At 50.4% G+C, this 25,012-nt stretch carries 23 protein-coding genes and 1 pseudogene; 15 read left to right on the plus strand and 9 right to left on the minus strand.

Annotation, left to right across the window (positions count from 1 at the left end; genetic code table 11):
• Positions 1 to 242 precede the first annotated feature (242 nt).
• Complete coding sequence (locus DT73_RS06405) at positions 243 to 671, plus strand: molybdopterin-binding protein (RefSeq protein WP_036105765.1); 429 nt, start codon at positions 243 to 245, stop codon at positions 669 to 671.
• Between the two features lie 50 nt (positions 672 to 721).
• On the opposite strand, the gene DT73_RS06410 is transcribed toward DT73_RS06405, so the two are convergent.
• Positions 722 to 1,714: an alpha/beta hydrolase gene (locus tag DT73_RS06410; protein ID WP_200874778.1), complete on the minus strand. Its 993-nt coding sequence runs from the start codon at positions 1,712 to 1,714 to the stop codon at positions 722 to 724.
• Positions 1,715 to 1,936: 222 nt separating this feature from the next.
• Positions 1,937 to 2,443, minus strand: coding sequence for a phenolic acid decarboxylase (locus tag DT73_RS06415; RefSeq protein WP_036105768.1), 507 nt, complete (start codon positions 2,441 to 2,443; stop codon positions 1,937 to 1,939).
• Between the two features lie 98 nt (positions 2,444 to 2,541).
• Between DT73_RS06415 and DT73_RS06420 the strand changes: the two genes are divergently transcribed.
• The 3 genes from DT73_RS06420 to DT73_RS06430 all read left to right on the plus strand — a co-directional run bounded on the left by DT73_RS06420 (position 2,542) and on the right by DT73_RS06430 (position 5,313).
• A complete protein-coding gene (locus DT73_RS06420; RefSeq protein ID WP_036105771.1) occupies positions 2,542 to 3,423 on the plus strand; it encodes a LysR family transcriptional regulator in 882 nt (293 codons plus the stop codon).
• A gap of 74 nt (positions 3,424 to 3,497) precedes the next feature.
• Entirely contained in the window at positions 3,498 to 4,556 is a 1,059-nt protein-coding gene (locus DT73_RS06425; RefSeq protein WP_036105775.1) for an ABC transporter substrate-binding protein, read from the plus strand.
• 1 nt (position 4,557) lies between these two features.
• Positions 4,558 to 5,313, plus strand: coding sequence for a substrate-binding domain-containing protein (locus tag DT73_RS06430; protein WP_051691285.1), 756 nt, complete (start codon positions 4,558 to 4,560; stop codon positions 5,311 to 5,313).
• Here DT73_RS06430 and DT73_RS06435 read toward each other — a convergent pair.
• A complete protein-coding gene (locus DT73_RS06435) occupies positions 5,287 to 6,267 on the minus strand; it encodes a sensor domain-containing diguanylate cyclase (RefSeq protein WP_051691286.1) in 981 nt (326 codons plus the stop codon). The genes DT73_RS06430 and DT73_RS06435 overlap by 27 nt on opposite strands.
• A 185-nt stretch (positions 6,268 to 6,452) precedes the next feature.
• Between DT73_RS06435 and DT73_RS06440 the strand changes: the two are divergent.
• From DT73_RS06440 to DT73_RS06455, 4 genes and pseudogenes are all read left to right on the plus strand, one after another.
• Positions 6,453 to 7,351 (plus strand): annotated as a pseudogene (locus DT73_RS06440) (LysR family transcriptional regulator).
• 108 nt (positions 7,352 to 7,459) lie between these two features.
• On the plus strand, positions 7,460 to 7,870 hold the full coding sequence (locus DT73_RS06445; protein ID WP_036105779.1) for a DoxX family protein: 411 nt from the start codon (positions 7,460 to 7,462) through the stop codon (positions 7,868 to 7,870).
• A 28-nt stretch (positions 7,871 to 7,898) separates the two neighbouring features.
• Positions 7,899 to 8,858, plus strand: coding sequence for a glutathione S-transferase family protein (locus DT73_RS06450; protein ID WP_036105782.1), 960 nt, complete (start codon positions 7,899 to 7,901; stop codon positions 8,856 to 8,858).
• A gap of 10 nt (positions 8,859 to 8,868) precedes the next feature.
• Entirely contained in the window at positions 8,869 to 9,468 is a 600-nt protein-coding gene (locus tag DT73_RS06455) for an alpha/beta hydrolase (RefSeq protein ID WP_036105785.1), read from the plus strand.
• A gap of 8 nt (positions 9,469 to 9,476) precedes the next feature.
• On the opposite strand, the gene DT73_RS06460 is transcribed toward DT73_RS06455, so the two are convergent.
• Positions 9,477 to 10,226, minus strand: a complete 750-nt coding sequence (locus DT73_RS06460; protein WP_036105788.1) for a hypothetical protein — start codon at positions 10,224 to 10,226, stop codon at positions 9,477 to 9,479.
• A gap of 375 nt (positions 10,227 to 10,601) precedes the next feature.
• Positions 10,602 to 12,263, minus strand: coding sequence for a methyl-accepting chemotaxis protein (locus DT73_RS06465; RefSeq protein WP_036105791.1), 1,662 nt, complete (start codon positions 12,261 to 12,263; stop codon positions 10,602 to 10,604).
• 540 nt (positions 12,264 to 12,803) lie between these two features.
• Here DT73_RS06465 and DT73_RS25095 point away from each other — a divergent pair.
• Both DT73_RS25095 and mrdA read left to right on the plus strand, forming a co-directional pair.
• Positions 12,804 to 13,484 (plus strand): hypothetical protein, encoded by a 681-nt coding sequence (locus DT73_RS25095; RefSeq protein WP_051691287.1) that lies wholly within the window; start codon positions 12,804 to 12,806, stop codon positions 13,482 to 13,484.
• A 365-nt stretch (positions 13,485 to 13,849) separates the two neighbouring features.
• A complete protein-coding gene (mrdA, locus tag DT73_RS06475; protein ID WP_051691288.1) occupies positions 13,850 to 15,772 on the plus strand; it encodes a penicillin-binding protein 2 in 1,923 nt (640 codons plus the stop codon).
• On the opposite strand, the gene DT73_RS06480 is transcribed toward mrdA, so the two are convergent.
• The 3 genes from DT73_RS06480 to DT73_RS06490 are packed head-to-tail and all read right to left on the minus strand — an operon-like array spanning position 15,769 to position 18,352.
• Entirely contained in the window at positions 15,769 to 16,530 is a 762-nt protein-coding gene (locus DT73_RS06480; protein WP_036105792.1) for an inositol monophosphatase, read from the minus strand. The two genes, mrdA and DT73_RS06480, sit on opposite strands and share 4 nt — an antisense overlap.
• Complete coding sequence (locus DT73_RS06485) at positions 16,527 to 17,594, minus strand: LacI family DNA-binding transcriptional regulator (protein WP_036105795.1); 1,068 nt, start codon at positions 17,592 to 17,594, stop codon at positions 16,527 to 16,529. Before DT73_RS06485 ends, DT73_RS06480 begins: the two co-directional genes overlap by 4 nt.
• Complete coding sequence (locus DT73_RS06490; RefSeq protein WP_036105798.1) at positions 17,588 to 18,352, minus strand: MBL fold metallo-hydrolase; 765 nt, start codon at positions 18,350 to 18,352, stop codon at positions 17,588 to 17,590. Before DT73_RS06490 ends, DT73_RS06485 begins: the two co-directional genes overlap by 7 nt.
• Positions 18,353 to 18,508: 156 nt before the next feature.
• On the opposite strand from DT73_RS06490, the gene DT73_RS06495 reads away from it, so the two are divergent.
• The 5 genes from DT73_RS06495 (at position 18,509) to ggt (ending at position 24,464) form a co-directional block, all read left to right on the plus strand.
• Positions 18,509 to 19,531, plus strand: coding sequence for an ABC transporter ATP-binding protein (locus DT73_RS06495; protein ID WP_036105799.1), 1,023 nt, complete (start codon positions 18,509 to 18,511; stop codon positions 19,529 to 19,531).
• Positions 19,532 to 19,574: 43 nt separating this feature from the next.
• Positions 19,575 to 20,717, plus strand: coding sequence for an extracellular solute-binding protein (locus tag DT73_RS06500; protein WP_369792577.1), 1,143 nt, complete (start codon positions 19,575 to 19,577; stop codon positions 20,715 to 20,717).
• Positions 20,718 to 20,783: 66 nt separating this feature from the next.
• Positions 20,784 to 21,617, plus strand: coding sequence for an ABC transporter permease (locus tag DT73_RS06505; RefSeq protein ID WP_036105807.1), 834 nt, complete (start codon positions 20,784 to 20,786; stop codon positions 21,615 to 21,617).
• Positions 21,618 to 21,628: 11 nt separating this feature from the next.
• Complete coding sequence (locus tag DT73_RS06510; protein WP_084172250.1) at positions 21,629 to 22,477, plus strand: ABC transporter permease subunit; 849 nt, start codon at positions 21,629 to 21,631, stop codon at positions 22,475 to 22,477.
• Between the two features lie 223 nt (positions 22,478 to 22,700).
• Complete coding sequence (gene ggt, locus DT73_RS06515; protein WP_036105812.1) at positions 22,701 to 24,464, plus strand: gamma-glutamyltransferase; 1,764 nt, start codon at positions 22,701 to 22,703, stop codon at positions 24,462 to 24,464.
• A gap of 105 nt (positions 24,465 to 24,569) precedes the next feature.
• Here the strand turns inward: ggt and DT73_RS25410 are convergent, their stop codons facing one another.
• The gene (locus DT73_RS25410; RefSeq protein WP_036105823.1) at positions 24,570 to 24,737 is read right to left on the minus strand and encodes a DUF4223 family protein; all 168 of its coding nucleotides are present in this window, start codon (positions 24,735 to 24,737) and stop codon (positions 24,570 to 24,572) included.
• Positions 24,738 to 25,012: the final 275 nt, after the last annotated feature.

The following is a 25,012-nucleotide window of genomic DNA, read 5'->3' on the forward strand; positions in this document are numbered from 1 at the left end:
AGCAATTTATCTTTGGGCGCGACGGATTTCTCATAAGGCAGGACAGAACGCTAAAATTTCTGCTTAGATGGGGTTTTACTGTAAATGTTTTCCGGCCCTGTGGGCTTGCTGTCCTGGGTGCTGGCTGTATTTTTCTCTCATCATGGCGATTATCAGTTTTATCTATTGTCTGTTGTGATTATTTCCTGTCATTCTGTACGGGTATTATTTTTTGTGCGGTTTATCACATACAGGAGCGAGATATGGCTGTTTCAGCACGTAACCAGTTAGCCGGTGTTGTCTCTTTGGTTGCCGATGGCGCGGTAAACGATGAAGTTGAACTGACCCTTGAAAGTGGCGCTAAACTTGTCGCGGTTGTCACTCATGCCAGTAAAACTGCAATGGGGTTGGCCACGGGGAAAAGTGCGGTCGCGCTAGTTAAAGCCCCCTGGGTGATTCTGGCATCTGAAGACAGTGGGCTAATTTTTTCAGCTCGTAATCAGTTTGCTGGCGTGGTGGAGTCCGTGCAAAAAGGTGCAGTGAATACCACCGTTCATGTTAAGACCGATGCTGGCTTTACCCTGATTTCCGTTATCACTAATGAAGGCACGGATGAGATGGGGTTAGTGGCCGGGAGCCGGGTTATTGCTCTGGTCAAAGCCTCCAGCGTGGTGCTGGCTGTTAAAGCTTAACCGCCTGTTTATGCCCACCCTTCGGCTGCGGGTGGGCACGTGGTTGCTGGTTATAGCTGGTCGTTACCCGGTGTTTTGCCCTGGGGTTTCAGGGGAGTGGGTTTACCCAGCGTCTGGCTGAACCAGGTAACAACTTTCTGAATAATTACTGGCTGGAACCAGTGAATATCGCCATGCTCAGCGCCATCCACCAGGACATATTGCACCGGGTCTCCGGCTTTTTTGAGTGCGGTGTAGAGCTGTTCACTTTGCTGAGGAGATACCAGGGTATCGGCGCTACCATGCATAATCAGAAATGGTGGTTTTTTCCCGGCTAAATACCCCATGGGGCTTGCCTGCAGGGCTTTGGCCGGGTCAGCACTAATTGCAGCGCCAGCGAAATTGCGAAACGCCGGGCCATTTACCAACAACGCTTCCGTGACTGCTGGCGACTGATGTACTTTTTGCACATCGGCAGGAAAACCTGCGCCAATATTGCGTAAATCGGAAATACCATACAGGGTTGCAGCCGCCTGAACCTGGGAAGACTGATTCAGGTATTCCCCTTTATCAAACACCTTATCTCCACCAGTGACACCCAACATTTGTGCCATCCAGCCCCCGGCAGAATCACCTAACACGCCAATACGTGCAGGGTCGATACCATATTCCTGGGCGTGTTCGCGTAAATAACGCACTGCGGCTTTACCATCAATAACCGGGGCCGGGAAAGTATCTGGTACTACACGGTATTCCGCAGCAGCCACGACGAAACCGGCTTCTGCCAGCGCCATGCGCATTTCAATAAATTTATCGTAATCAGCAGAGATAAAACCGCCGCCCGGAAAATAGATAATCGCGGGTTTCAGGGCGCTGGTGCGTGGCACTAATAATGACATATGCAACTGGCGAACGGCCCGGACTTGTTTAATCTGCGAATAAACCACACCGTTAAGTGCATCAATTTGGGCACGTTCCGGTGCGACTTTTATAACTTCGGCACCGCTGGTATAACCGGGCAGGGAAGGCTGGGCACTGAGAACTGCCTGAGATAACAATGTCATACAAAAACCGCCTGTGATTACCAGTTTTTTTACTAAACGCATGGCTGCTTTCCTTTTCTTGTAAGGCATTCTTTCAGCAAAGAAACCGGTAATACGCCAGTTGTGGATGGCATGGCTACCGGTTTTTATATGCATACGCAAAAAGAAGGAAACTTTGTTCCCTCTTTTTCGCTATGCAGGTATGTGGCATACCTTGTTAATCAATGAACTGCGCCATTAACCTTATTTCAGGTTATTGGGGAAATCTTTCGGCAGTTCGCTGGCTGCACAGGCGATGACGCTTTCATTGTTTTCGCCACAGTCACGGATAAAGGTGATTGTCGCGAATTCATCAATGACTTCAGTTGGGTAAGCCGGGCCCGCCGCGCGGTAAGCTTCCATTTCCGGGATATGATCATTCTGGAAACAAATAGTTTTTTCCGGGTTATTGATTATCCAGCGCGGGAAGAAGATGGTGCCATGGAACAGACGATCCGCCAGGTTAACGATCAGGCTGACATCGGTGCCGGTGGGTTCAGTCCAGGAGATCTTATAAATGCTTTCCCCTACGCGGGCAATAAAGACACGTTGATCTTTCACCCAGCGGTTACCGACGATCCCACTGTGAATGCGGTAATCCATGGTGCGATCATTTTTAACGTAAATTTCGTAATTCCAGCCGTTATCGTAGGTATAAACCAGGTGTTTCCCTACCAGGCCTTGCAAATCGTGTTTATCAAAGGTGCTCATTTTGTCTCTCCTCTGTGGAATGAATACAGCTTACCTCTTCATTTTTTGAATGAATAACGCTAATTTTGCATTAAATTGATTTAAAAATTGGATTGATTGTGCATAAAACAACACTTGAACAGTGGGCCCTGTTGGACCAGGTTGTGCGGCTGGGCAGCTTTGCGAAAGCCGCTGAAGCAACCAGCCGTAGTCAGTCTTCGGTCAGTTATAATTTGGGGTTGCTGCAAAGCCGCCTTGGGGTGGAATTATTGCGCCAAGTGGGGCGACGGGCAGAGCTGACGCCTGCCGGGCAGGTATTGCTGACTCAGGTGAGGCCGTTGCTGAGTGCTTTTGATTATGTGGAGGCGCGCGCTCAGTCAATGCGTGGCGGTATCAGGAGCCGGTTAGACCTGGTGGTGGACAGCATTTTCCCCCGGGCACTGCTGTTTTCAGTATTACGCCAGTTCCAGCAACGCCACCCTTATACCCAGGTTAACCTCACCGAAGTGCTGGAAAACCATGTGGATATCAACACGGATGCTGACGTCATGATCCTTTCCCGCCGCCAGGATATAACTGGCCGTGGTGAGTGGCTGATGAATATTGATTTTGTTGCGGTTGCCCACCGCGACCACCCATTACACCAAATCACCCCTTTCCCCGGGGAGGACGCGTTGTCACGTTACCCTCAGGTACGCATCGCAGAACTCGACGGCGCTCAGGATACACACCAGATTTCAGCAACTGAATTTTGGACATTCTCCACCTTTGAAGCCGCCATTGAAGCCGTGTTGTACCAGGTAGGTTATGGCTGGTTGCCACAAGAGCGTATTGCCGGGCACCTTGCTGCCGGGATCCTGAAAATACTGCCGTTACCTCATGGTGTAAAACGCGCCACACCTTTGCATTTGATCGTGAAAAAGGATCTCACACCGCCGGATCAAGTGGTACAGACATTAACCGCCTTGTTCAAACAGGCTACTTCTGGCCTGGAGTGTTAAAAGCCGTACAGTTTGTCTGTTCATCGGTAATCCATTCGTTATATAATTTTTTATATAACGATTAAGGGGACATAATGAAACACGCCACTATTACAGGCTGGCTGGCAGCCTTATTTTTTTGCTGCCTCGCATTTACCGCACAGGCTTCGCGCACAGTAACGGATCAGTTAGGCAGGCAGGTGACAATTCCTGACCAGGTGGACCGGGTTGTGGTGCTGCAACACCAAACACTGAATTTGCTGGTACAAATGCATGCCGGGAACAAAATTGTTGGTGTGTTGGCAAACTGGAAACAGCAATTGGGTGATAATTATTTGCGCCTGGCACCCTTTTTGGCTAACACCCCGGGGCTGGGTGATCTTACGCATGTGGATACCGAAAAGCTGGTGGCCCTGCACCCGCAAGTGGTGTTTGTGACGAATTATGCACCTGCGGCAATGATAGACAGTATTACGCAACTTGGGATTCCGGTGGTGGCTATTTCGCTGCGCCACGATGCAACCCCAGGCGATGCCACCAGGTTAAACCCAACACTTGCTAATGATGAACAGGCGTATGACCAGGGGCTGCGTGAAGGCATTACTCTGATTGGCGAAATTGTTAATCATCAGGCGGATGCCCGTGCACTGAATGAGGCGGCATTTGCATACCGCAAAGAAGTGGCTTCCCGGCTGAAAGATATCCCGGCGAGTGAAAAAGTACGGGCCTATATGGCAAACCCGGATTTAACCACTTATGGATCCGGGAAATACACCGGGCTGATGATGTCCCGCGCTGGCGCAGTGAATGTCGCTGCCAGTACGGTAAAAGGCTATAAACAGGTTTCCATGGAGCAGGTTATTAACTGGGATCCTCAGGTTATCTTTGTCCAGGCGCGTTACCCACAGGTAGTGTCTGACATCACTCACTCACCCCAGTGGCAGGTGATTGATGCAGTGAAACACCACCGGGTCTACTTAATGCCGGAGTATGCCAAAGCCTGGGGTTACCCAATGCCTGAAGCGGTGGGCCTGGGTGAGTTATGGATGGCGAAAAAGCTCTATCCACAACGCTTTAGCGATATTGATATCAGCAAAGAGGTTAATCGTTGGTATCAGCGGTTCTATGGCACTAATTACCAGGGTGAACACTAACATGAAAGCACTTGTCGCCGGGAGTTTACGGGCTGTCTGGCAGCCGTTAATGGCTGCTTTTTATGAGCTTAGTGGTGAGCACGTGGATACCGGGTTTGGCCCGGCAGGCCTTCTGCGTGCGCGCATTGAACAAGGTGAAGCCTGTGACTTATTTGCATCAGCAAACCTTGATCACCCGCTCTCACTGTTTATGGCTGGCAGAGCGCATCAGGTGATGCCCTTTGCCACCAACCGTTTATGCCTGACAGTGAAAACAGACTGCCTGGTACCCGGCGACACCTGGTTATCCGTGCTCTCCCGGCCTGAATTACGCCTGGGGACATCCACTCCGGTAAGCGATCCTTCCGGTGACTATACCTGGCAGTTGTTCCGCCAGATAGAATGGCGTTACCCCGGGCAGGGAATGGCTATCCAACAACGTGCGCAATGTTTGGTTGGCGGCAGTGAAACGCTGCCTGTTCCCCCGGGGGAAACCGCGGCAGGCTGGCTGATCAACCAGGGGCGGGTTGATATGTTTATCGGTTATGCCAGCTATGCCGCCAGACTGCGTCGCATTACTGGGCTGACAGTGTTGGATATTCCTGAAGATATGGGGGTGCAGGCGCAATATACGCTGGCGCTGCTGGATATGCAGGCGGAACGTTTGGCTGTATTCCTGGGCTCGCCTCTGGCTCAAAAAATTCTGATTGCCGCCGGGTTTGGCCCGGGTGGCGATGAAATTTTTGCAAACTTACCGGCGGCGGTTGGGTGCCGGTGACGGCGGAGGGCTGCCAACAGCAATACCTGATTTACCATTGTGCTTAATAGAGTACATGGCTTCGTCGGCGCGCAAAACCGCATCGGCAAATGATTCACGGCTGCCAACATCAACCAAACCAACTGATGCGCCTATGACGGCTTCGCCGTTATCCAGTTCAAATGGCACCATAGCGACATCCAGAATCTGCCTGGCAAGATGCATGGTTTCAGGATGGCTTACGCCCCAGGGGATAATCAACAAAAACTCATCTCCACCCAGGCGTCCGGCAACACAACCTTGCGGGCAAACCGCGTTAATGCGCTGGGCGAGTTGCACCAGCAGATTATCGCCACTGCGGTGCCCCAGCGTGTCATTAACGGTCTTGAAATTATCCAGGTCGATAAACGCGATGGAAAACGCTGATTGCTTCTGTAGCTTCTTATACTGGTTGGTCAGTGCATGGCGGTTTGCCAGCCCGGTGAGCGGGTCATGGTTTGCAAGGCGGGCCAGTTGTTGCTCGTATTGCTTTTCTTTCGTCATATCAATATGTGTGCCCGTCACTTTCAGTGGCCGCCCTTCGTCATCCCACTGTGTGACCCGGCCTCTGTCCAGCACCCAGGTGACAGACCCATTTTTGGCTTCCATGCGGTGTAATGCTTCATAAAACGGTGTTTTGCCTTCAATATGGTTATAAAAGGCAGCCAGCACAAAATCGCGGTCATCAGGGTGCAGATGATCGCGCCAGACATCGAAATGTGCATTTAGCTCTTTTGGCTGGAACCCCAGCATGGCCCCCCAACGGCGGTTAAAAATAACCAGCTTCCCGGAGGGGATATCCAGTTGCCATAAACATAACCCTGTGCCATCCAGTGCCGCACTTAATTTATCTCTGGCATCGTGGGCAATACGCTTTAATCTGGCATTATGTTTTTTGAGATTTTGTATTTGTTGCTTTAATGTTTCTTCCGACATAAGTCAGCTATCTCAGGTGCGCAGTTTTAATTCTGTGTCTTGAGACAAATCTCAAGCAGAAGATAATTTACTCGAAATACGTCTTACTAAGATATCAACCATTCGAACCAACCAGGTAACATAATTTAAGTATCCTGCTACGGTTTCAGAGCCGGTAAGTAATAAAACTGCAATGAGAGAATGAGATGGATCGTCTGGATTGTGACCGTATGTTTGTAATGGTGCTGGAGCTTGGTAGTTTTGCCCGGGCAGCGCAACGCCTGAATACCAGCCATGGCCAGGCATCCCGGTTGATTTCGCGGCTGGAGAAAGAACTGGGGATCCAGTTATTTAAACGTTCCACCCGTTCTCTGGCACCCACGGATGTAGGCCTGGCTTATTATGAGCGGGTAAAGGTGCTGATTGATGCCTTCGATGCACTGGACGCCGATGTGCGCCACACGGCCCGTGACCCTTCGGTAAGTTGCGGATTTCTGCACCCGTTACTTTTGGCACGCGCCAACTGACACCCGTAATGGTAAATTTTGCCCGCGAATACCCCAACATTGAACTGGATGTCAGCTTTTCAGACCGGCGGGTGAATATTGTTGAAGAGGGGTTTGACCTGGCATTACGCATTGGCAACCTGGAAGACAGTAGCCTGATTGCCCGTAAACTGTGCGATATACATGTCACGACAGTCGCATCACCTGCTTATCTTGCTGGCGCCGGCACACCAGAACACTGGAAGTCACTCTCTGAATTTGACTGCATAGTGGACACAAACTTTCGCGACCCAAATCACTGGCATTTTCATGAAGATGGCCGGCTGATTCCCTTTCCAGTAAAAGGGCGGTTACGTTTTTCAAACGCAGAAGCCTGCCTGAGTGCAGTGGTGGCGGGGCTGGGTATTGCCAGGTTACCCACTTTTGTTGCCGGTGATGCCATCCACCGTGGTGAGGTTGTGAAGTTGCTCACGCAGTGGGATGCACCGCCACTCGGTCTGTATGCCATTTATCCGCCCTCGCGGCATCTTGCCCATAAATCCCGGACGTTTATTGATTTTCTGGTTGGAGCCTTCGCAGACCAGGCATGGTTTGATTAGTGCTGAAATGGAAATAAATAATCTCACTTTGGCCGGATAATCATTTAATCAGAAATAACGTAGTCTTGCCTTATCGACAAAACCTGTCCTGATGATGAGGAAAAGACCATGATTGATAACCGTACTGCCCCCTGGGCTGCTTTAGTAATGCGCATCGCGCTGGGTATTCTGTTTTTGGCTCACTTTGGCTTAAAAGCTTTTGTATTCACGCCGGCCGGTACTGCGAAGTTCTTTATTTCGCTGGGGCTGCCAGGTGGCCTGGCTTATATCACTATGGCCTGGGAGCTGGTGGGCGCTATTGCATTGATTCTGGGTATCTGGCCCCGTATTGCAGCTGTTGCACTGATTCCGGTATTGCTTGGCGCGATTTTTACTGTGCATGGCCCGGCCGGGTTCTTCTTTACTAACCCTAACGGTGGCTGGGAATTCCCCGGGTTCTGGATTGTTGGCCTGGTTGTGCTGGCTCTGACTGGTGATGGCGCAATGGCACTGAAACCGACACCATTTGGCCGTAAATAAACGTTTTTACTGTAATCAGGAGGTAAGCATGCTGGTAGATGGCAAATGGACCACCGAGTGGCATCCGGTTCAGGCAACCGATGAGAAAGGCGGCTTTGTCCGGCAAACCTCCAGCTTCCGCCACTGGGTTACGCCAGACGGTGCGCCAGGCGTAACCGGAGACGGGGGATTTAAGGCTGAAGCCGGGCGCTACCACTTATATGTTGCGTATATTTGCCCCTGGGCATCCCGGGTGCTGATGGCGCGTAAACTGAAAGGGCTGGAGTCTGTTATTTCAGTCAGTGTGGTGGAACCGCAATTATTTGACCAGGGCTGGCACTTTGGGCACTTTCCTGGTGCGAACCTTGATGAACTGAATGGGGCTGAGTGGTTACATGAGCTCTATACCCGGGCTGACCCGCATTTTACCGGGCGGGCAACTGTCCCCGTTTTGTGGGATAAGCTTACCGGCACCATCGTGAATAATGAGTCCGCCGATATTCTGCGCATGCTGGACAGCGGCTTTGGTGACCTGGCCCGCAATGAATGGGATTTATATCCACAGCCATTGCGTGAAGAGATAGACAAGCTGAATGCGGTTATCTACCCACGGCTGAACAATGGTGTTTACCGTGCCGGTTTTGCGACGACGCAAGAAAGCTATGAAGACGCATTCAATGATGTTTTCACTATGCTGGAACAGCTGGAATCACGCCTGAGCGATGGGCGGCCATTCTTGTGTGGTACACAACTGACAGAGGCAGATATTCGCCTGTTTGTTACGCTAATTCGTTTTGATGTGGCTTACTACGGGTTGTTTAAATGCAATCTGAAACCGGTGCGTGAATATGCATTCCTCAACCCGTATATGCAGCGGGTGCTTGATATACCGGGGGTGCGCGATACGGTGAACATTGCCCATATCAAACATGGTTATTATTCAATTAAGGCGCTGAATCCACCGGGGATTGTTCCGGCAGGGCCAGATATGAGCGCTTACGGGTTGTAAGGAGCCGGACATGACGAAGAAACTGGTTATTTTTCTGCACGGAGTGGGCAGCAGTGGTGCGGATTTAGCTGTGCTTGGGCAATTATGGCAAGAACGCTTACCCGACACCCACTTCAGCGCACCAAATGCCCCGCAGGCTTTTGGGCAGGGTGGAGGCTGGCAGTGGTTCAGTCTTAACGGTATTACAGAAGCGAATCGCCCACAACGAATTGTTGAGGCTCGCCCGGAGTTCGACCGCACTATTCAGGCTATTTGCCAGCAACAGGGAGTGAACCCTTCACAGGATAAACTGGCATTGGTTGGTTTTTCTCAGGGTTCGATTATGGCGCTGGACGCACTGGTATCGGGCCGCTGGCCGCTGGCTGCTGTCGTGGCGTTTTCTGGCAGGCTGGCAACACAGCAGGAGAGCGCTGTGCCATCAGTACCTGCTTTACTGGTACATGGTCAGCGTGACCCGGTGATCCCCTGGCAGGAGAGCCAGCAGGCGCAGGAAAAACTTCAGGCGTTGGGGATTCCGGTTCAGGTGGTATGGGATGCCACAGCAGGCCACACAATAACGCAACAGGGTGTTGATAAAGCGGGGGAGTTTTTGGCTAAACACCTGGCGTAATTCGCCCGTTATTGCACCCGAATCCATGTACCGTTGGCCGTAACATTATGACCAAAACCACATTGTTGCGGCCGGACAGTGGTGACCGTTAACTGGTCTGGTGTGAACTGCAGATGAATATTGCAGTTGATGCTGTCATCACTGTCGGTGTCATTGCCGGAGACGTCATCGTCATCATCGCGTAATTTCACCGTCGCGTGGTTGCCCGAAAAGGCAACGGTACGTACGAAATGCCCCATATTGGGCCCGTTATACAACCCCATCAGCCCAAAAGCATAGCCTTCAAAATCCACGTTGATTTTGTCATTCCCGGCACCGGTTACCTTAATACTTTGCCAAATTCCCCTTCCGGCATATTTCCACCACACCCCATCCGGCGAGCGAGAAAAAGGTTCAGCAGACAGTTTGTCTTTAATTAAAGCCAGGTTTTGCACAGATTCAGGGTAGCCAGGTGCAAGCATCAGCCACGCCCACGCCCGGTGATAATCTGCCTGCTGTATATAGGTGTTTGCCACAGCATTATAAGCAGCAGCAATCTGGTCATCAGGCAGGTCACACTGTTCGCTCCAGCTAACCTGCTCTTCAAATGCAGCCCGCGCAGCAGCAAACTTATTTGCCGCCCACGCCGCCTTACCCTCAGCCGCATAGTGGCTAACTTTAGCGCAATCAGCAGTAATTCTCGCCTCGGTAATATCGGCCTGCGCACCAGCCGAAACCGCAAGCACCAAAGCGACCAAACATTTAGGATGAAAAGACATAACACCAGGCTCACGCTACATTATCGCCTCCACATAATACGGCATTCTGCCCCCCATCCACAGTCAGCAGAGTGCAAAGTTCGGGTTTCAGGCTAAGGCTAAGGGTAAACAAATGTGTTCAGGCGCGTCATTCTTCGCACTACAGGTGTGTTGGCTGCCTCGCTCACACCGGTCACTTACTCATGTAAGCTCCCGGCGATTCGCTACGTTGCCGCCTTCCTGTAGCACGAATAATTTAGCGCCTGGCGGGGTGTCTTTTGCACTAACAGGTGTGTTGGCTGCCTCGCTCACACCGGTCACTTACTCATGTAAGCTCGAGGCAGATTCGCTGCGTTGGGTGGGGGAACAGCCTCATCCCTGAGGTGGGTTCGGGAATCAGAACGTTTCCCAGTTATTGTCGCTGCCCGCAGGCGGCAGGGCATGTGTGGCTGCCCGTGCAGTGGGGGGGGCGCTGCGGGAAGAGGTCGTTGGCGTCTGCATACCGTTAATCCGGAACACATCAACCACCTGGTGGAGTTTGCCCGCCAGCGCTTCCAGTGCCGCGGCGGCGGTAGCAGATTCTTCAACCAGGGAGGCGTTTTGCTGGGTGACACCATCCATTTGTGAGACAGCCAGGCCAACCTGCTCAATGCCACGGCTTTGCTCGTCTGATGCAGAAGCTATCTCACCCATAATATCCGTTACCCGGGTAACTGCCTGTACAATATCCTGCATGGTGGAGCCTGCAGTCTGCACCTGGCCGGAACCTGTATTCACACGAGAGACTGCGTTGTCGATAAGCTCCTTAATCTCTTTTGCTGCCTGCGCACTGCGCTGCGCCAGGGTGCGCACTTCTCCGGCGACGACAGCAAACCCGCGGCCCTGTTCTCCTGCTCTGGCCGCTTCAACGGCAGCATTGAGCGCCAGAATATTGGTCTGGAAAGCAATACTGTCAATAACGCTGGTAATATGGGCTATCTGTTGCGAACTGTCGGCAATGGCGCTCATCGTGTGCACCACAGTATTCACCACCTCGCCACCTTTGAGTGCTGTCTCCGAAGCTGTTTTCGCTAATTGCGCAGCCTGGCGCGCGTTGTCGGTATTCTGTTTAACGGTTGCTGTAAGTTCTTCCATACTGGCCGCAGTTTCCACCAGAGAGGCGGCTTGTTCTTCAGTACGGGAAGACAAATCGTGGCTACCGGAAGAGATTTCACTGGCACCAGTGAAAATGGAATTTGACGTTTCACGCACTGCACTGACAGTGCGAACCAGCGACCCCTGCATGGCCTTAACCCCGGCAGAGAGTTGCCCCATTTCATTATTGCCTGTTGCGTCAATATTACGTGTCAGGTCACCATCCGCGATGGCACGGATATGCTCCATCACTTTACGTAATGGGTGCAACAGGATCACCTGGAGTCCACGCCACAAAATGACAATAGTGACCACAACCAATAACAGAATTACGCCCAGCGTCCATTTCATACTGTTATAGCTGTTCAGGTTTTCCTGCCCGGCATTTTGTAGCAGGCTGGCGTTCTGTTTACGCCACTGGTTGTACATCCCTTCCAGGTCATCCTGCGCCTGCTGAGCATCCAGATTTCCATATGCCGGGTAGTTACCTTCACCCAGATACTGAATGGACATCTTCATCACGTCATGCATGGCCTGGTACTTTTGCTCCAACTGGCTGGCAAGAGCTGTGTCCTGCCCACTGATATCTTGCGCATCTTTGTATTTGGCAAAATAACCTTCTGCCTGGACCAGTGATTTCCCGGCGCTGTCCAGCAACCGCTTCATGCCGTCGATAGCAGCCTGGTCTTTTTGGTTTTTCAGAAAACGAATGGCGACCCGGTTAATGGTGACACGGGTTTTAATAAGAGTAAGAAAGCTGTCAGTAAGTTGTGACTGTTGGTAGTTCAGTACATCAGAGTTTTGAAAGTTACGGCGATCATTATTAACGGCGGAGTAGAAAAAACCGCTGGTAACCAATTGTAGTACCGAAAATATCACCAGTACTGCGATGATACCTGTTATGACTTTCAGGTTCTTTATCATGTTCATCATCCAATGTGAGAAAAATGAGCCGGGGATGATAAATTTATCGGTAAAAGGCGTTAAAACTTTATCCAGCGAAAAGGAGCTGGCAGAGTAAGGTTATGATTTTAATATATATTAATTAATCGGCTATTTATCTGTTTTGGTATTTGAGAACAGGTCAGAAAGAACGGTATATTTTTCTGGTACTTTATTATTAGAATTTTTATTTTTTTAGTTTTTAGAATAAAAAGTGAAAGTATTTTTCTTTATTTTTAAATGCTATTTTTGAATAGCATAATTGCCGGGAGGAAGTGTACACGAACGGCCTGAACCAGAGTGTCAGCCGTTGACAGCTCAGTACAGTATGATGAAAATTTGCCTTATGGGTAAAAATTAACCATTACATGATTAACTATAAAAAAACAATAGGATTTTTACCTGTTTATATCGATCAAATTGCATGAATTGATAGGCATTAACACGTATTTTATCGATCAAAAATGATGTATTAATTGGTTTTTTCGATCATTTAAGTGATGTTAAACAAGGATGTCAGTTATGGAACAATACAATGCAGCACTTGCCCTGCTGGGGCAGGTTTCTGTGCCTGGCGGTTCTGCCGCCATTATTGGTGAAACCGGGAAATTATGGGGGATCATGTCAGGTGAACCTCCGGGGCATTATTTGTCTGCGGTCTTTTCTCCAAAAGAGAATGCCAATATAAACTGGTTTGAGAATCAACTGAGTTTCATTAGCCGGGCCGCCCATGTGTTTAACCACAGAGGGTTGTGTTACCTGCTGCATATGGACTTTGAACAGGCTGCGTACCTGGCATCTTCGCCAGAACACCTGCGCCAGCTCGCGTTAGCGCCGTTTGTGACTTTAATGGTGAATGAGTCTTTCCCGAATCTGGCCGATGCTCAGCATAACCCGCTATTGAGTGCGTTAATGGCTGATGTGAATCTGGGGCTGAGCGATGCAGGTGCTGGTATCATTCCATTTTCTGTTGTGTGTAGTGGAATGTTTGCTGTAACGGTGCTGGCTCCTGCATTTTTTCACCAGTACGTCATGTCCCCAATGCTGCCTGTTGTAGCCGAAAAGATAACAGACTGTGGTAGCACGCTGGTGCTCAATGGTGTTGATACACCTCAGCTATGGCAATTGGGGCAAACCGTTCCGGAAGCGAAAATGATGGGAAAATGTTTCGATTGTTCAACACCCGCAGGAAAGTCTCACTGACGTATTTTTAGTAAAAAGTGCCATTATCTTAATGTATTTATTCTGTTTTATTTTTTATGTTGTTCAGGCACGCTCATAATCAGGCGACACATTTAAAAAAATAGAAACAAAATCAGGAACGGAAGATACAGCTTCAGGGTAGGCGTGCCAGACCCTGTGTGCTAGTTTCCCCACGAAAGCAACTTCCTTGCTTGCAGAGAGCAGGTTTGAACCTGCCTGGATATTCATTTTTCAATTGCAGGTATGTTAGCTGTCCTCGCTTACTCCGGTCACTTACCCGTGTAAGCCCCGGTATCCACTGCGTTGCCGCCTGGCTGCAACTCGAATTATCTTGAGCATATGAGCATTCTGTACTGTAAATTGATATGCAAAAAACACCCATTCGTGATTTTGACGCAGAGAGAAAACTCTTTGTCTACAGGGTTTCCATTGCGTTCGCACTGGTGATCGTCTGTTTTTGTATTCTGATTTTTAACTTATACCGCCTGCAGATTTTGGATCATAGCTACTACAGCGAGCGATCCAGCCAGAACGACATTAAATTGCTGCCAATAGCACCTACCCGCGGGATAATTTATGACCGTAACAACACGCCGCTGGTCAAAAATGTTACCCGCTATGATATTCAGCTTACACCTTACAAAATCAAAAACTTAAAAACCACGATTGCTGAATTAACGCCTGTGGTGGGGCTGACCCCGGACGATATCGATAACTTCTGGCATACGCTGCACAATAGTAGCCGTTATAAACCCGTTATCCTGAAGGACGAACTGTCGGATCGGGATGTGGCGCGGTTTTCGGTTGAGCAGTACCGTTTTCCAGGTGTGGGGATTGATACTTACCAGGAACGCCAGTACCCCTGGGGCGCGTCACTGGCGCATGTTATCGGCTATGTTTCCAAAATTAATGACAGTGACCTCAAACGCCTGAGTGAAGCAGGTGAAGCTGAGAATTACGCTGCTGACCACGATATAGGCAAGCAGGGTATTGAGAGCTACTACGAATCGCAGCTGCATGGCAAAACGGGTTACCAGGAAGTTGAAGTGGATAACCACGGGCGTATTGTTCGGGTTCTCAAACAGATACCGCCTGTGGCGGGTAAGAACATCTGGCTGACACTCGATCTTCCGTTGCAGCAATTTATCGAAAAACAACTGGTTGGTCAGCGAGCTGCTGTACTGGTGGAGAACCCTCACGACGGTTCAGTGTTAGCTATGGTCTCGACACCTTCTTATGATCCGAACCCTTTTGTCGAAGGGATTAGTGCAAAAGGTTACGCCACGTTACTCCATAATCAGGACTTGCCGTTGATAAACCGGGTTACACAAGGGCTTTATCCTCCGGCATCGACAGTCAAACCTTACATGGCGATGTCGGCACTGATAAACCATGTCATCACACCTGAAACCCATCTGTTCAGTGGATCCAGCTGGACATTACCAGGCACCAGCCGCCGTTACCGCGACTGGAAAAAATCGGGGCACGGCAATATCACGGTTACACAGGCTATAGAAGAGTCATCGGATACGTTTTTTTACCAGGTGGCGAACATGATGGGGATCGACTTGATCCATAAAATGCTCAGCCAGTTCGGCTACGGTAAATACACCGGGATAGACTTGCATGAAGAGTACCAGGGGTTATTGCCCAGCCGGGAGTGGAAGCTCAAAGTTCACAAAAAACAGTGGTATCGCGGGGATACTATCTCCGTCGGTATCGGCCAGGGGTACTGGGTTGCCACGCCCATCCAGATGGAAAAAGCGCTGGTAACCCTGTTAAACAACGGGCATGTGATTATTCCCCACTTGATGGCGAAAATGGCGCTGGGGAAAGCGGTTTCTTTCTACCGAACACCTAAAGAGCAACAACAAGTTGGCGACCCGGCATCACCATTCTGGGGCGTGGTCCGCCGGGCCATGTTTGGTATGGCGAATGCGCCCAATGGTACCGGATATAAATACTTCCATACGGCACCTTACGGTATTGCGGCGAAGAGTGGAACATCACAGGTGTTCAGCCTGAAAGAGAACCAGGTGTATAACGCAAAAGCTATCCCGCTACGCCTGCGGGACCATGTGTTTTATACCGCATTTGCGCCTTATAACGACCCGCAGGTCGCCGTTACACTTATTCTGGAAAATGGTGGCGATGAAGGTGTCACCGCCGCACCGATTATGCGTAACATCATGGACTACCTGTTCGCCGGGAAGACGGATGTACCTGCACCCGCTCCACCCGGCGGTTCTCCTGGTGCCGTTACCAGCCCTGTGGTACCGGGGGGTTAATCAAGCAACACAGGCGATAACCGCTGCCATACTTGCGGTGTCGCCGCCCACATCACATTACCTTGTGTCAGGCCATTGCGAGCCAGAAAGGGGTTAGCCTTGCCGCCAGCTTCCAGAATCAGTAGCAAACCGGCCAGGGCGTCCCAGCTATTGAGGTGGGCCTCAAAATACCCGTGCACTTGCCCGGCGGCGACATGCGCCAGCATCAGCGCACCAGCACCAAACCGGCGGTATTCCACTCCCTGGTCAGACAGGTGTTGTAAGGTTTTCAGGTAGCCATCTAAAGGCGTACGGCTGGAGCGCCCAAGTCCAATAACCACCTGCTCCGGGTCGGGTTCCTTCAGGTGCAGGGAATTCCCATTTAATGTGGCGCCTTTCCCGGCTTCTGCCACAAAAAACTCGTTGCGGTCAGGTGCATAAATAATGCCGAGTACAACCTGCTCCTCTTCAACACAAGCCACTGAAATGCACCAGTAATCCATGCCTAAAATATAATTCGTGGTGCCGTCTATCGGGTCTATTACCCAGGTGCGCCCGGTACCGGTTTGTAACCCGCTTTCTTCACCTAAAAAACCGTCTGCGGGAAAGTGCTGTGTTAACCAGTTCCGTAACTGTTGTTCCACCCAAACATCGGCCTCGGAAACAAAATCTTGCCTGCCCTTACTATCAATTTTCAGCCCCTGGTTGCGCAATGCCTGAGCATGCTGCCCGGCGTGTTTAATCAGGGTGAACAATGCCTGTTTTTGATCAGTTGTCATAACGTGTCTGTCTGCTCTGTTACGCAAGGTGAAGTACGGCGATGGACAAGTTCCACCGCCACCGGGATAACCTGAGCCGCAAGCTCCGGATTCTTTGCCCGTTCATGCAGGCAATCCAGCGCTTTTGCTGCCAGTACATCCACTTGCTGGTGAATCGTGGTGAGTTGGTAACTTTCCCATGCGGTCTGGGGGGTGTTATCAAAGCCTATCAAATGAAAATCGGTCGGGGCGTTTATGCCTTGCTGGCGCATGCCATCCAGGAAACCACAGGCCAGCAGAGCATTGGCGCAAAATACACCGGTAGTGGCCCGCTGGGGTAATAAAGCACTGTGTTGTAAACCACTGTGTTGCGCCGCCCAAAAACCGCCTTCATACCCGTCCTTTGGGGCCTGCAACTCTCTCAGGCATTCTGGCGCAATGCCTTGTGCGGTAAGTGCATGGTGAAACGCCTCACCACGCGCCCGGCCTGCCCAGGTTGAACCCTGGTAGTTAAGCCAGATAAACGACTGGCACCCTGTTGCACGGAGTTGTGCTGCCGCCAGCATAGCGCCAGCATGGTTATCTGAACAGACCACATCCATGGACGGGCCACTCTGCGCCCGGTTAATACCCACCACAGGGATATGGTGCTCTATACACTCCCGCACAATAGATTCCGGGGGCTGCCCGGAGGTCACGACCACTCCCGATACCCGAAATTGCGTAAAACGGCGCAGTGACAGGCCAGTTTCTTGCTCATCAGTAATTTCAGTGACCAGTGCCTGGTACCCCCTGGCCTGAATTGCAGATAACAAAGCATTGACCAGGGTACTGCGAAACGGATCAGTCAACCGGGCAACCACCACGCCAATTAACTGGCTACGCTGCCGGTTAAGCCCCTGAGCAAGAAAGTTAACCTGATAACCCAACTGGCGTGCCGCGGCTTCCACTCTGGCGCGGGATTGCGGGGAAACGCTGCCATTGTTGCTGAGTGCTCTGGAAACCACAGCACGGGAAACCCCCGCCAGGCGGGCAACATCCTGCGCTGTTACTGTAGATTTATTGGGACTGGGGACTTTCACCATGCCGTTTGCAGCCGGTTTGGGCGGGCCAGGTCGAACATGGCGCCGTCGTCGCTGAGCCGTAAATGAGGGTGAAGCGCGCAGGCCTGTGCAATAGCTGGCCGGTCAGCATCCTGGCAGTGGTACAACACCATCAGGTTTAATGCCAGCTTTTCACATAATGCCAGGCAGGCAGGGTAATCGCCGTGAGAAGCATCAGCAGCCAGAGGGAGCCAGGACGCACATTCCTGAAAAGCCAGAGTACTGCCAGCCATCAGTGCCTGGGTTGCGTCTGTTGGCCTGCCATCACCACTGTAAAACAGTGCATGGTTATCGGCCTCGATACGAATGGCCTGGCTTGGAATTTCATGTTGCGCGAAGGCTGTTTGAATCTGCCAGCCACGCCACCGCCATGTGGGCTGGCTGGCAAGAATTTCAATGGGAAAGGTCAGCCCGGTGTATGGCCAGTTTGCCAGCGCGATTTGGTTAACCAGCACGGTTTGTTGTTCAGGCTGGCAATAAATTTGCAGTGGTTTTACCCGCCCGAAACTTTTCCAGTGGTTAAGTAATACCGCAAGGCCCGCACAGTGATCCGGGTGAATATGCGTGAAAAAAATCACATCAATCGCATTGATATCCACTTTCCGATTCCATAACGCGCGAGGAACTGTGGGGCCGCAATCAATCAGCCACTGTGACTGCTGGTCATCAATAATACGAATAGCCGATGTAGTGTGGTTTAACGAAAATGCGCTGCCACAACCCAGAACATCAATTTTCATTCTGCCTCGCTAAATTTCTTCCCGCATTAATTAAAGTGTCACAAATGCACGACAAAGTAGGCTCACATCATGTCGATTCAAGGTTGCATTTTTTTTACAGAGAAATGAACACGTGTTCATTAACAGAAAAATCAGCCGCAATCAGGTTAAAAGACTATGAGCTATTTACAAATCAGCCAGTTAACTTCCGGGTACGGAAAGCAGGTTATTTTGCGTGACATTGATTTGTCGGTGAATAAAGGCGAAATGCTTGCATTACTGGGGCCTTCAGGGTGCGGGAAAACCACCCTGCTAAATACCTTGTGTGGGTTTATTCCTACTCTGTCTGGTGAGGTTTCTGTTGCCGGGCGCAATATTACATTACTGCCTGCCGAACAGCGTAATATCACCATGGTTTTTCAAAGTTATGCGCTGTGGCCCCATTTAACTGTGGCGCAAGATATTGGTTTTGGGTTGAAAGTGCGCAAAGTTGGCAAGGTAGAAAGCCAGCGCCGAATAATGGATTTACTCGCTATGGTCAATCTGGAGGGAATGGCCGATAAAAATGTGGCGGCGTTATCTGGCGGCCAACGGCAGCGCGTAGCTCTGGCCCGAGCCCTGGCTATTGAACCCGACGTATTAGTGCTGGATGAACCACTTTCAAATCTGGACGCAAAAGTGCGCCTGAGCGTGCGCCATGAAATAAAAACATTGCAGGAAAAACTGGGTTTCACCTCGTTAATTGTTACCCACGACCAGGAAGAAGCTCTGGTGATGGCAGACCGGATTGCGGTCATGAACCAGGGAACCATTGAGCAACTCGATACCCCGGAAAACGTGTATCAACACCCGGCAACGGCATTCGTTGCCGACTTTATGGGAGCAGATAACCGGCTGGTCTGGTTGTCTGCCCAATTGCCTGACGGTATCAGACCACAGCCTGAAAGCTGGGAAAGCGAAATTTATTTTCGCAGCACGGATGTCGCCATTACCAGTGAACACACAGAACACGCCAGCCCCGGGCTGCGTCTGCACGGGGTTGTCGAACAGTCGGCTTTTCTCGGCCACAACTACCGCCACGGTGTGCGGGTCAATAATCAAATGCTGTTTGCTGATGCCCCCAACTGTTGGGCGCAGCAAACTCCGGTAACACTCCATATTCCAGCGCCAGCCTTGCACATTTTTGCACGTGCAATGTAACGGCTTATTGTTCGTTAATATTTTGGGGATAGTTATGTTTTCCATGAAAAAATTGGCAGTAATGGCGTCACTTTCCTGCGGGTTGCTTACACCCTTAGCCTGGGCAGATACGGTGCTTAATGTGGCAACAGCCGGTGACCAGAACATGGTGGATTACGTGAAAACGTTTTTAGCACCGAAATTCGAAGCGGCGCATCCTGGCGTTAAAGTGAACGTTATCGGGACAGGGCCGGGAGATGCCGGTTCGAACAAAATTATGGAGAAGTTATCGGCACAACAGGCGAGTGGCGTAAAACAGTGGGATATGGATGTTGCCGTGGTGCACCAAAAAGCTGGTGGCGAGTTGGTGGATAAAGGCTTACTGGCACGTTACCGGGATTCTATTCCTGAAGGCAAAATGGTCAGTGCGCAGAATGCGAAAAATGCGCTGGGCGTGAATGTCGATGGCTATGTTATGCCAATGTTTTTAAGCCAGACAGCCATCGCCTGGAATAGTGACCTGGTAAAAAAACCACCACAAAGTTATAGCGAATTAGTGCAGTGGGCGGAAAAACATCCCAAAGCTTTCGGGTATAACGGCATCAAAAACGGCATGTCGGGCGTCAGTTTTGTGGTGGGGTGGATCTATGCCTGGGGTGGGACGGATGCCAGCCGCCTGTCTGCCGGGAAGTATGATAAATCCATTGAACAAAGCTGGGAGCCAGCATTCCAGAAACTTAAAGCCTTTAATCAGAATGTGACATTTACACCGGGTAATGCGGGTACTCTCGACATGCTGAGCCGTGGTGAGATAGCGATGGGCCCGGTATGGGTGGATATGTTTTATAGCTGGAAAGACCAGGGCAAATTGCCTCCGTCGATTAAACTTTCGCTGTTAGCGCCAGGGATGCCCGGGCAACCAATGTATTACGTTCTGCCTGCCAAAGCTGCGCACCCTGAACTGGCGCGAGATTTTATTAGCCTGGCAACCAGCCCGGCTGTTCAGGCTCAGGGAATCGTGAAGCAATTTAACTGGTACCCGGGGATTGACGCGAAATATGTAAAACCAGAGCTGGATACCGCCACCTGGGAAAAACTGTTTGCTGAAATAACACCTCAGGCACTGGCTGAATACGGCAAAAGTTTCCCGATAGCACCTTATTTTGATGACATCAAAGAAGGTTATGAAAGCCAGGTCTCAAATTAATTATTCAGCCCGGGGGATTCGCCCGGGCGTATTTTGGTCATTAATTCTGTAGCCGGACAGCCTGGGATGAGAAATAAAAATATTCATTTATATCTGTTAGTCGCACCTGCGGCATTAATGATAAGCCTGCTGTTTATCTGGCCGATGGGTGCTTCTCTGGTTGCCGCATTCACCGGTAAGCAGGCGGAATTCAGCCTTGAGCCAATGCGCAAAGTATTTTCGCTCTATTCGCAGGATATTGTCTTTTCGGTGGTTATTGTACTGGTTTCTCTGGCGTTGCTGGCAGTGATTTCAGTAACAGTTTCCGCGGTAGTGGTGTTATCTCCCTGGCAAAAAGCAGTCCGGTTGCTGGGATTATTGTACCGGTTGCCGCTGTTTATTCCCTTTATTGTCACGGCGCAAATGATGCGAACGTTCCTGGCAAAAAATGGGTTAATGAATAATGCGCTGGTGGCAACTGGCCTGGTTACCCCGCTGGAAACCGTGTCATTTTTAGGGTGGAAAGGCATTATTATTACTTTTGTCTGGAAGCAATTCGCTTTTGTGACGTTATTAGTTGCCGGGGCAATGGCGGCGGTAGACCCGGCACAAATTCAGGCTGCACGGAATCTGGGCGCGTCCAGAATACGTATTTTATTCACTATTATTCTGCCGCAGGTTATGCCCACTCTGGGTGTGGCACTGGTGTTATCCACGGTGATGATGTTGTCTGTGCTTTCTGTCCCTTTAATGATTGGCACCGGCTCCCCCGGCATGCTGACAGTCGATATGGCTTTTCGTGTTAACTCTTATGGTGATTACCCGGTTGCCAGTGCATTGGGCATTGTTTCCTGGGGAATTTGTGCAGTGTTGTCCTGGTTTTATTTACGCTACAGCCTGAAAGAAAAAGGGGGCCAGTAATGGCATCGGCAATGTTACCTGTTCCGGTATCGGTCAAATTACCACGGCGTATTTTGCCGATTTATAATGGGCGGTTTTGGCAAACGCTGCTGGTTATTTTTCTTGTGTTAGTCCTGTTAGGGCCGGTTGTTAATTTACTCATCTGGAGTGTGGCGGAAAGCTGGTTTTTCCCTCATGCACTGCCCAGCCAGTGGGGGCTAAAATACTGGTTTCAGGTATTCAGTCCTTACAGTGATGTGTCTGGTTCATTGTTTACCAGCCTGGGGGTTGCGTTACTGAGTGTGCTGGTTTGCCTGGTTGTCTCTGTGCCTGCAGGTTACGCTCTGGCACAACGTACCATGCCGTTACGCCTGGTTTTCATGTTGTTGTTTCTTATCCCGCAGGCATTCCCAAACCTTACTGTGTACATGAATGTCGCCCGCCTGTTTTACCAGTGGGGGCTGAATGGCACGGTACTGGGGGTGGTGCTGGTGCACAGTGTGCATGGGTTAATGTATTCCGTCTGGATAAGCGTTGCCGCGTTTTCAGCCACAGACCCATTGCAGGCCAGAGCTGCCCGTAACCTGGGGGCCGGGCCGGTATACACTTTCTTCACCATTATTTTGCCCCAGGCGGCACCCGGGATTATCGCCGCAAGTATCTTTGTGTTCCTGGAATCAATGGATGAATTCACCGGCACTTTTTTTGTTGGTGCTCCGGATGTTTCGACATTGCCGATTATGCTTTATACCGCCAGCATGTCTGGTAATTACCAGGTATCGTCGATAACCGCATTAATTCTGTTACTGCCTTCGGTGCTGTTTATGCTGGTCATCCATAAATTTATGCGCCCGGAAATGCTATCCCGGTTGGGGAAATAGTTTGCACCTGCGCTGTGCAGAGTATTTTTACTTTATGTAAAGGCATAAAGAGTATGTGGGTAAAGTGTTTGCTGTGGAGAATATATCTTGCTGTTTTGTAAATAATTAAATAAACACCCCGCCTGAATTTGCCTATAGTTAACCTGGCCTGCCTCTTGCACGGAATTGACAACCATTCCTGCAGGGTTGCAGGCTTTTTTTACATAACAGGCAAGGAGTAACAATGCTAATAAGAAAATGGCAAGGGGCGCTTTCCATCGCAGCGTTATTGGTCAGTAGCCAGATTTATGCGGCTTCGGCACCAGCAACAGAAGCACAACATGGGATGGTCGTAACATCTCAGGACCTGGCGACCAAAGTCGGGTTGGCAATTTTAAAGCAGGGAGGGAATGCCATTGATGCAGCGGTAGCGGTAGGTTATGCCGAAGCCGTAGTAAACCCTTGCTGCGGGAATATTGGCGGTGGTGGATTTATGACAATCCACCTCGCCGACGGCAAAGATACCTTCATCAACTTTCGTGAGATGGCTCCGGCTGCAGCCAGCGCCAACATGTACCAGGATGCCAACGGTAACCTGGTCAAAGGGGCGAGCCTTTATGGCTGGCTGGCATCCGGTGTACCGGGTACTGTACTGGGCATGGAAACGGCGCGCCAGAAGTACGGTAAGTTGACGCGTGAGCAGGTTATGGCTCCGGCCATTAAGCTGGCTCGTGACGGGTACATTCTCACCCGGGCTGATACGGATGTCCTCGACACAACGGTGGAGAGGTTCAAACAGGACCCATACGTCGCCAGTATTTTCCTGCGCCCGGATGGCTCGCCATTACAACCTGGGGACAGGCTGGTGCAGCGCGATCTGGCGAAGACTTTGGAAGCAATAGCAAAACAGGGTACGGATGCTTTTTATAAAGGCCGTATACCGCAAGCTGTGGCTGCTGCCGCAAAAAAAGGCGGAGGGGTTATCTCGGCTGCCGATTTTGCCAATTACCGGGTGACGGAAACCGCACCAGTTACCTGCACATACCGGGGTTACCGCTTCGTTTCGGCACCACCGCCCAGTTCAGGGGGCGTTACGCTGTGTGAAACGCTGAATATCCTCGAAGGGTATGATTTGAAATCTATGGGGTTCAACTCCGCAGCGGCTATTCATACCCTGACAGAAGCGATGCGCCACGCTTACCTCGATCGTAACACCTATCTTGGCGACCCGGCATTTGTTAAAAACCCTCTGGACAGGCTGCTCAGTAAGGATTACGCAGCAAAAATCCGGGCAACCATTCCGGCAGATAAAGCCACGCCTTCGTCATCCTTAAAGCCAGGGGTGGCGCCTCATGAAAAACCGGAAACTACCCATTATTCTATTGTGGACAGTGCAGGCAATGCCGTCTCCACAACCTATACCATTAATGGGCGTTTTGGGGCGGTGGTGATGGCACCGGGCACCGGCTTTTTTATGAATGATGAAATGGATGATTTCACCACTAAGGTGGGAGCAAAAAACATGTACGGGCTGGTTCAGGGGACAGCAAACAGTATTGCTCCGGGCAAACGGCCGCTCTCTTCAATGAGCCCAACCCTGGTAACTAAAGACGGGAAAATTTTTCTGGTGCTCGGCTCGCCTGGTGGTTCACGTATTATTACCATTACCCTGGAAACGGCTCTGAACATTATTGATTTTGGTATGGCGCCGCAGGAAGCAGTGAACGCCCCACGTATCCATCACCAGTGGTTGCCAGATGAAGTCTATTATGAGCAGCGTGGCGTCTCGGCAGATACGCTAAAAATCCTGGCAGGTATGGGATACAACATGGTGGAACAAACTCCCTGGGGGGCGGCTGAGTTAATTATGGTTGGGTTACCCGGTGCCGCGGGTGTCAGTACTGCCAGTTCCGGGAACGATGGTGCGGTATCAGGAAAAGTGCGTGAAGGGTATTTATATGGGGCAAATGATGTACGCCGCCCGGCAGGCTCGGCAAGGGGCTATTAATTGTTCTTGCTGATTAACCAGCTACAATAAGAAAATTTTTCTGTTTGTTCTGATTATTCCGGCCATATGGTTATATTGGCCGGAATAATTATTTCCAGCAGGGGATTATTTGGCAGTGTCGCCGCAACCACCAATAATTTTAGAGATGGAAACCGCCGGGTGCAGCAGGTAATCATAGCTGCAGTCTTTCTCTTTGTTCTGAATAGTGCCGCTGCATGCAGTTAAGGTAGAAATAACGGCCAGTAAAGCAAATACTTTTGCTGCTTTTTTCATTTTATAAATCCATATTAGTTGATAAATGTTCATCCATTGTTGAAATTAATTTTCTCAACGGCGACAAAAATAGATATGCATGGTTTTTTTGTCAATTGACTGTGAAGGTATTTGGCGACGGAAGTGAGTATTTCGGAAATTTTCTTTAAGTTATTTATACTTCTTATGAGAATGACTAACGATTCATTGTAAATATAAATAGTAATAGCCGGCCTGGTTGTGGTGTTCTTTGTGCTGTTGCCGGGGAAGTTCCCCCTGGTTCTTGCTTTGCATAT

Source organism: Mangrovibacter sp. MFB070, assembly GCF_000705335.1.
In the GTDB taxonomy this organism is placed as follows: domain Bacteria; phylum Pseudomonadota; class Gammaproteobacteria; order Enterobacterales; family Enterobacteriaceae; genus Mangrovibacter; species Mangrovibacter plantisponsor.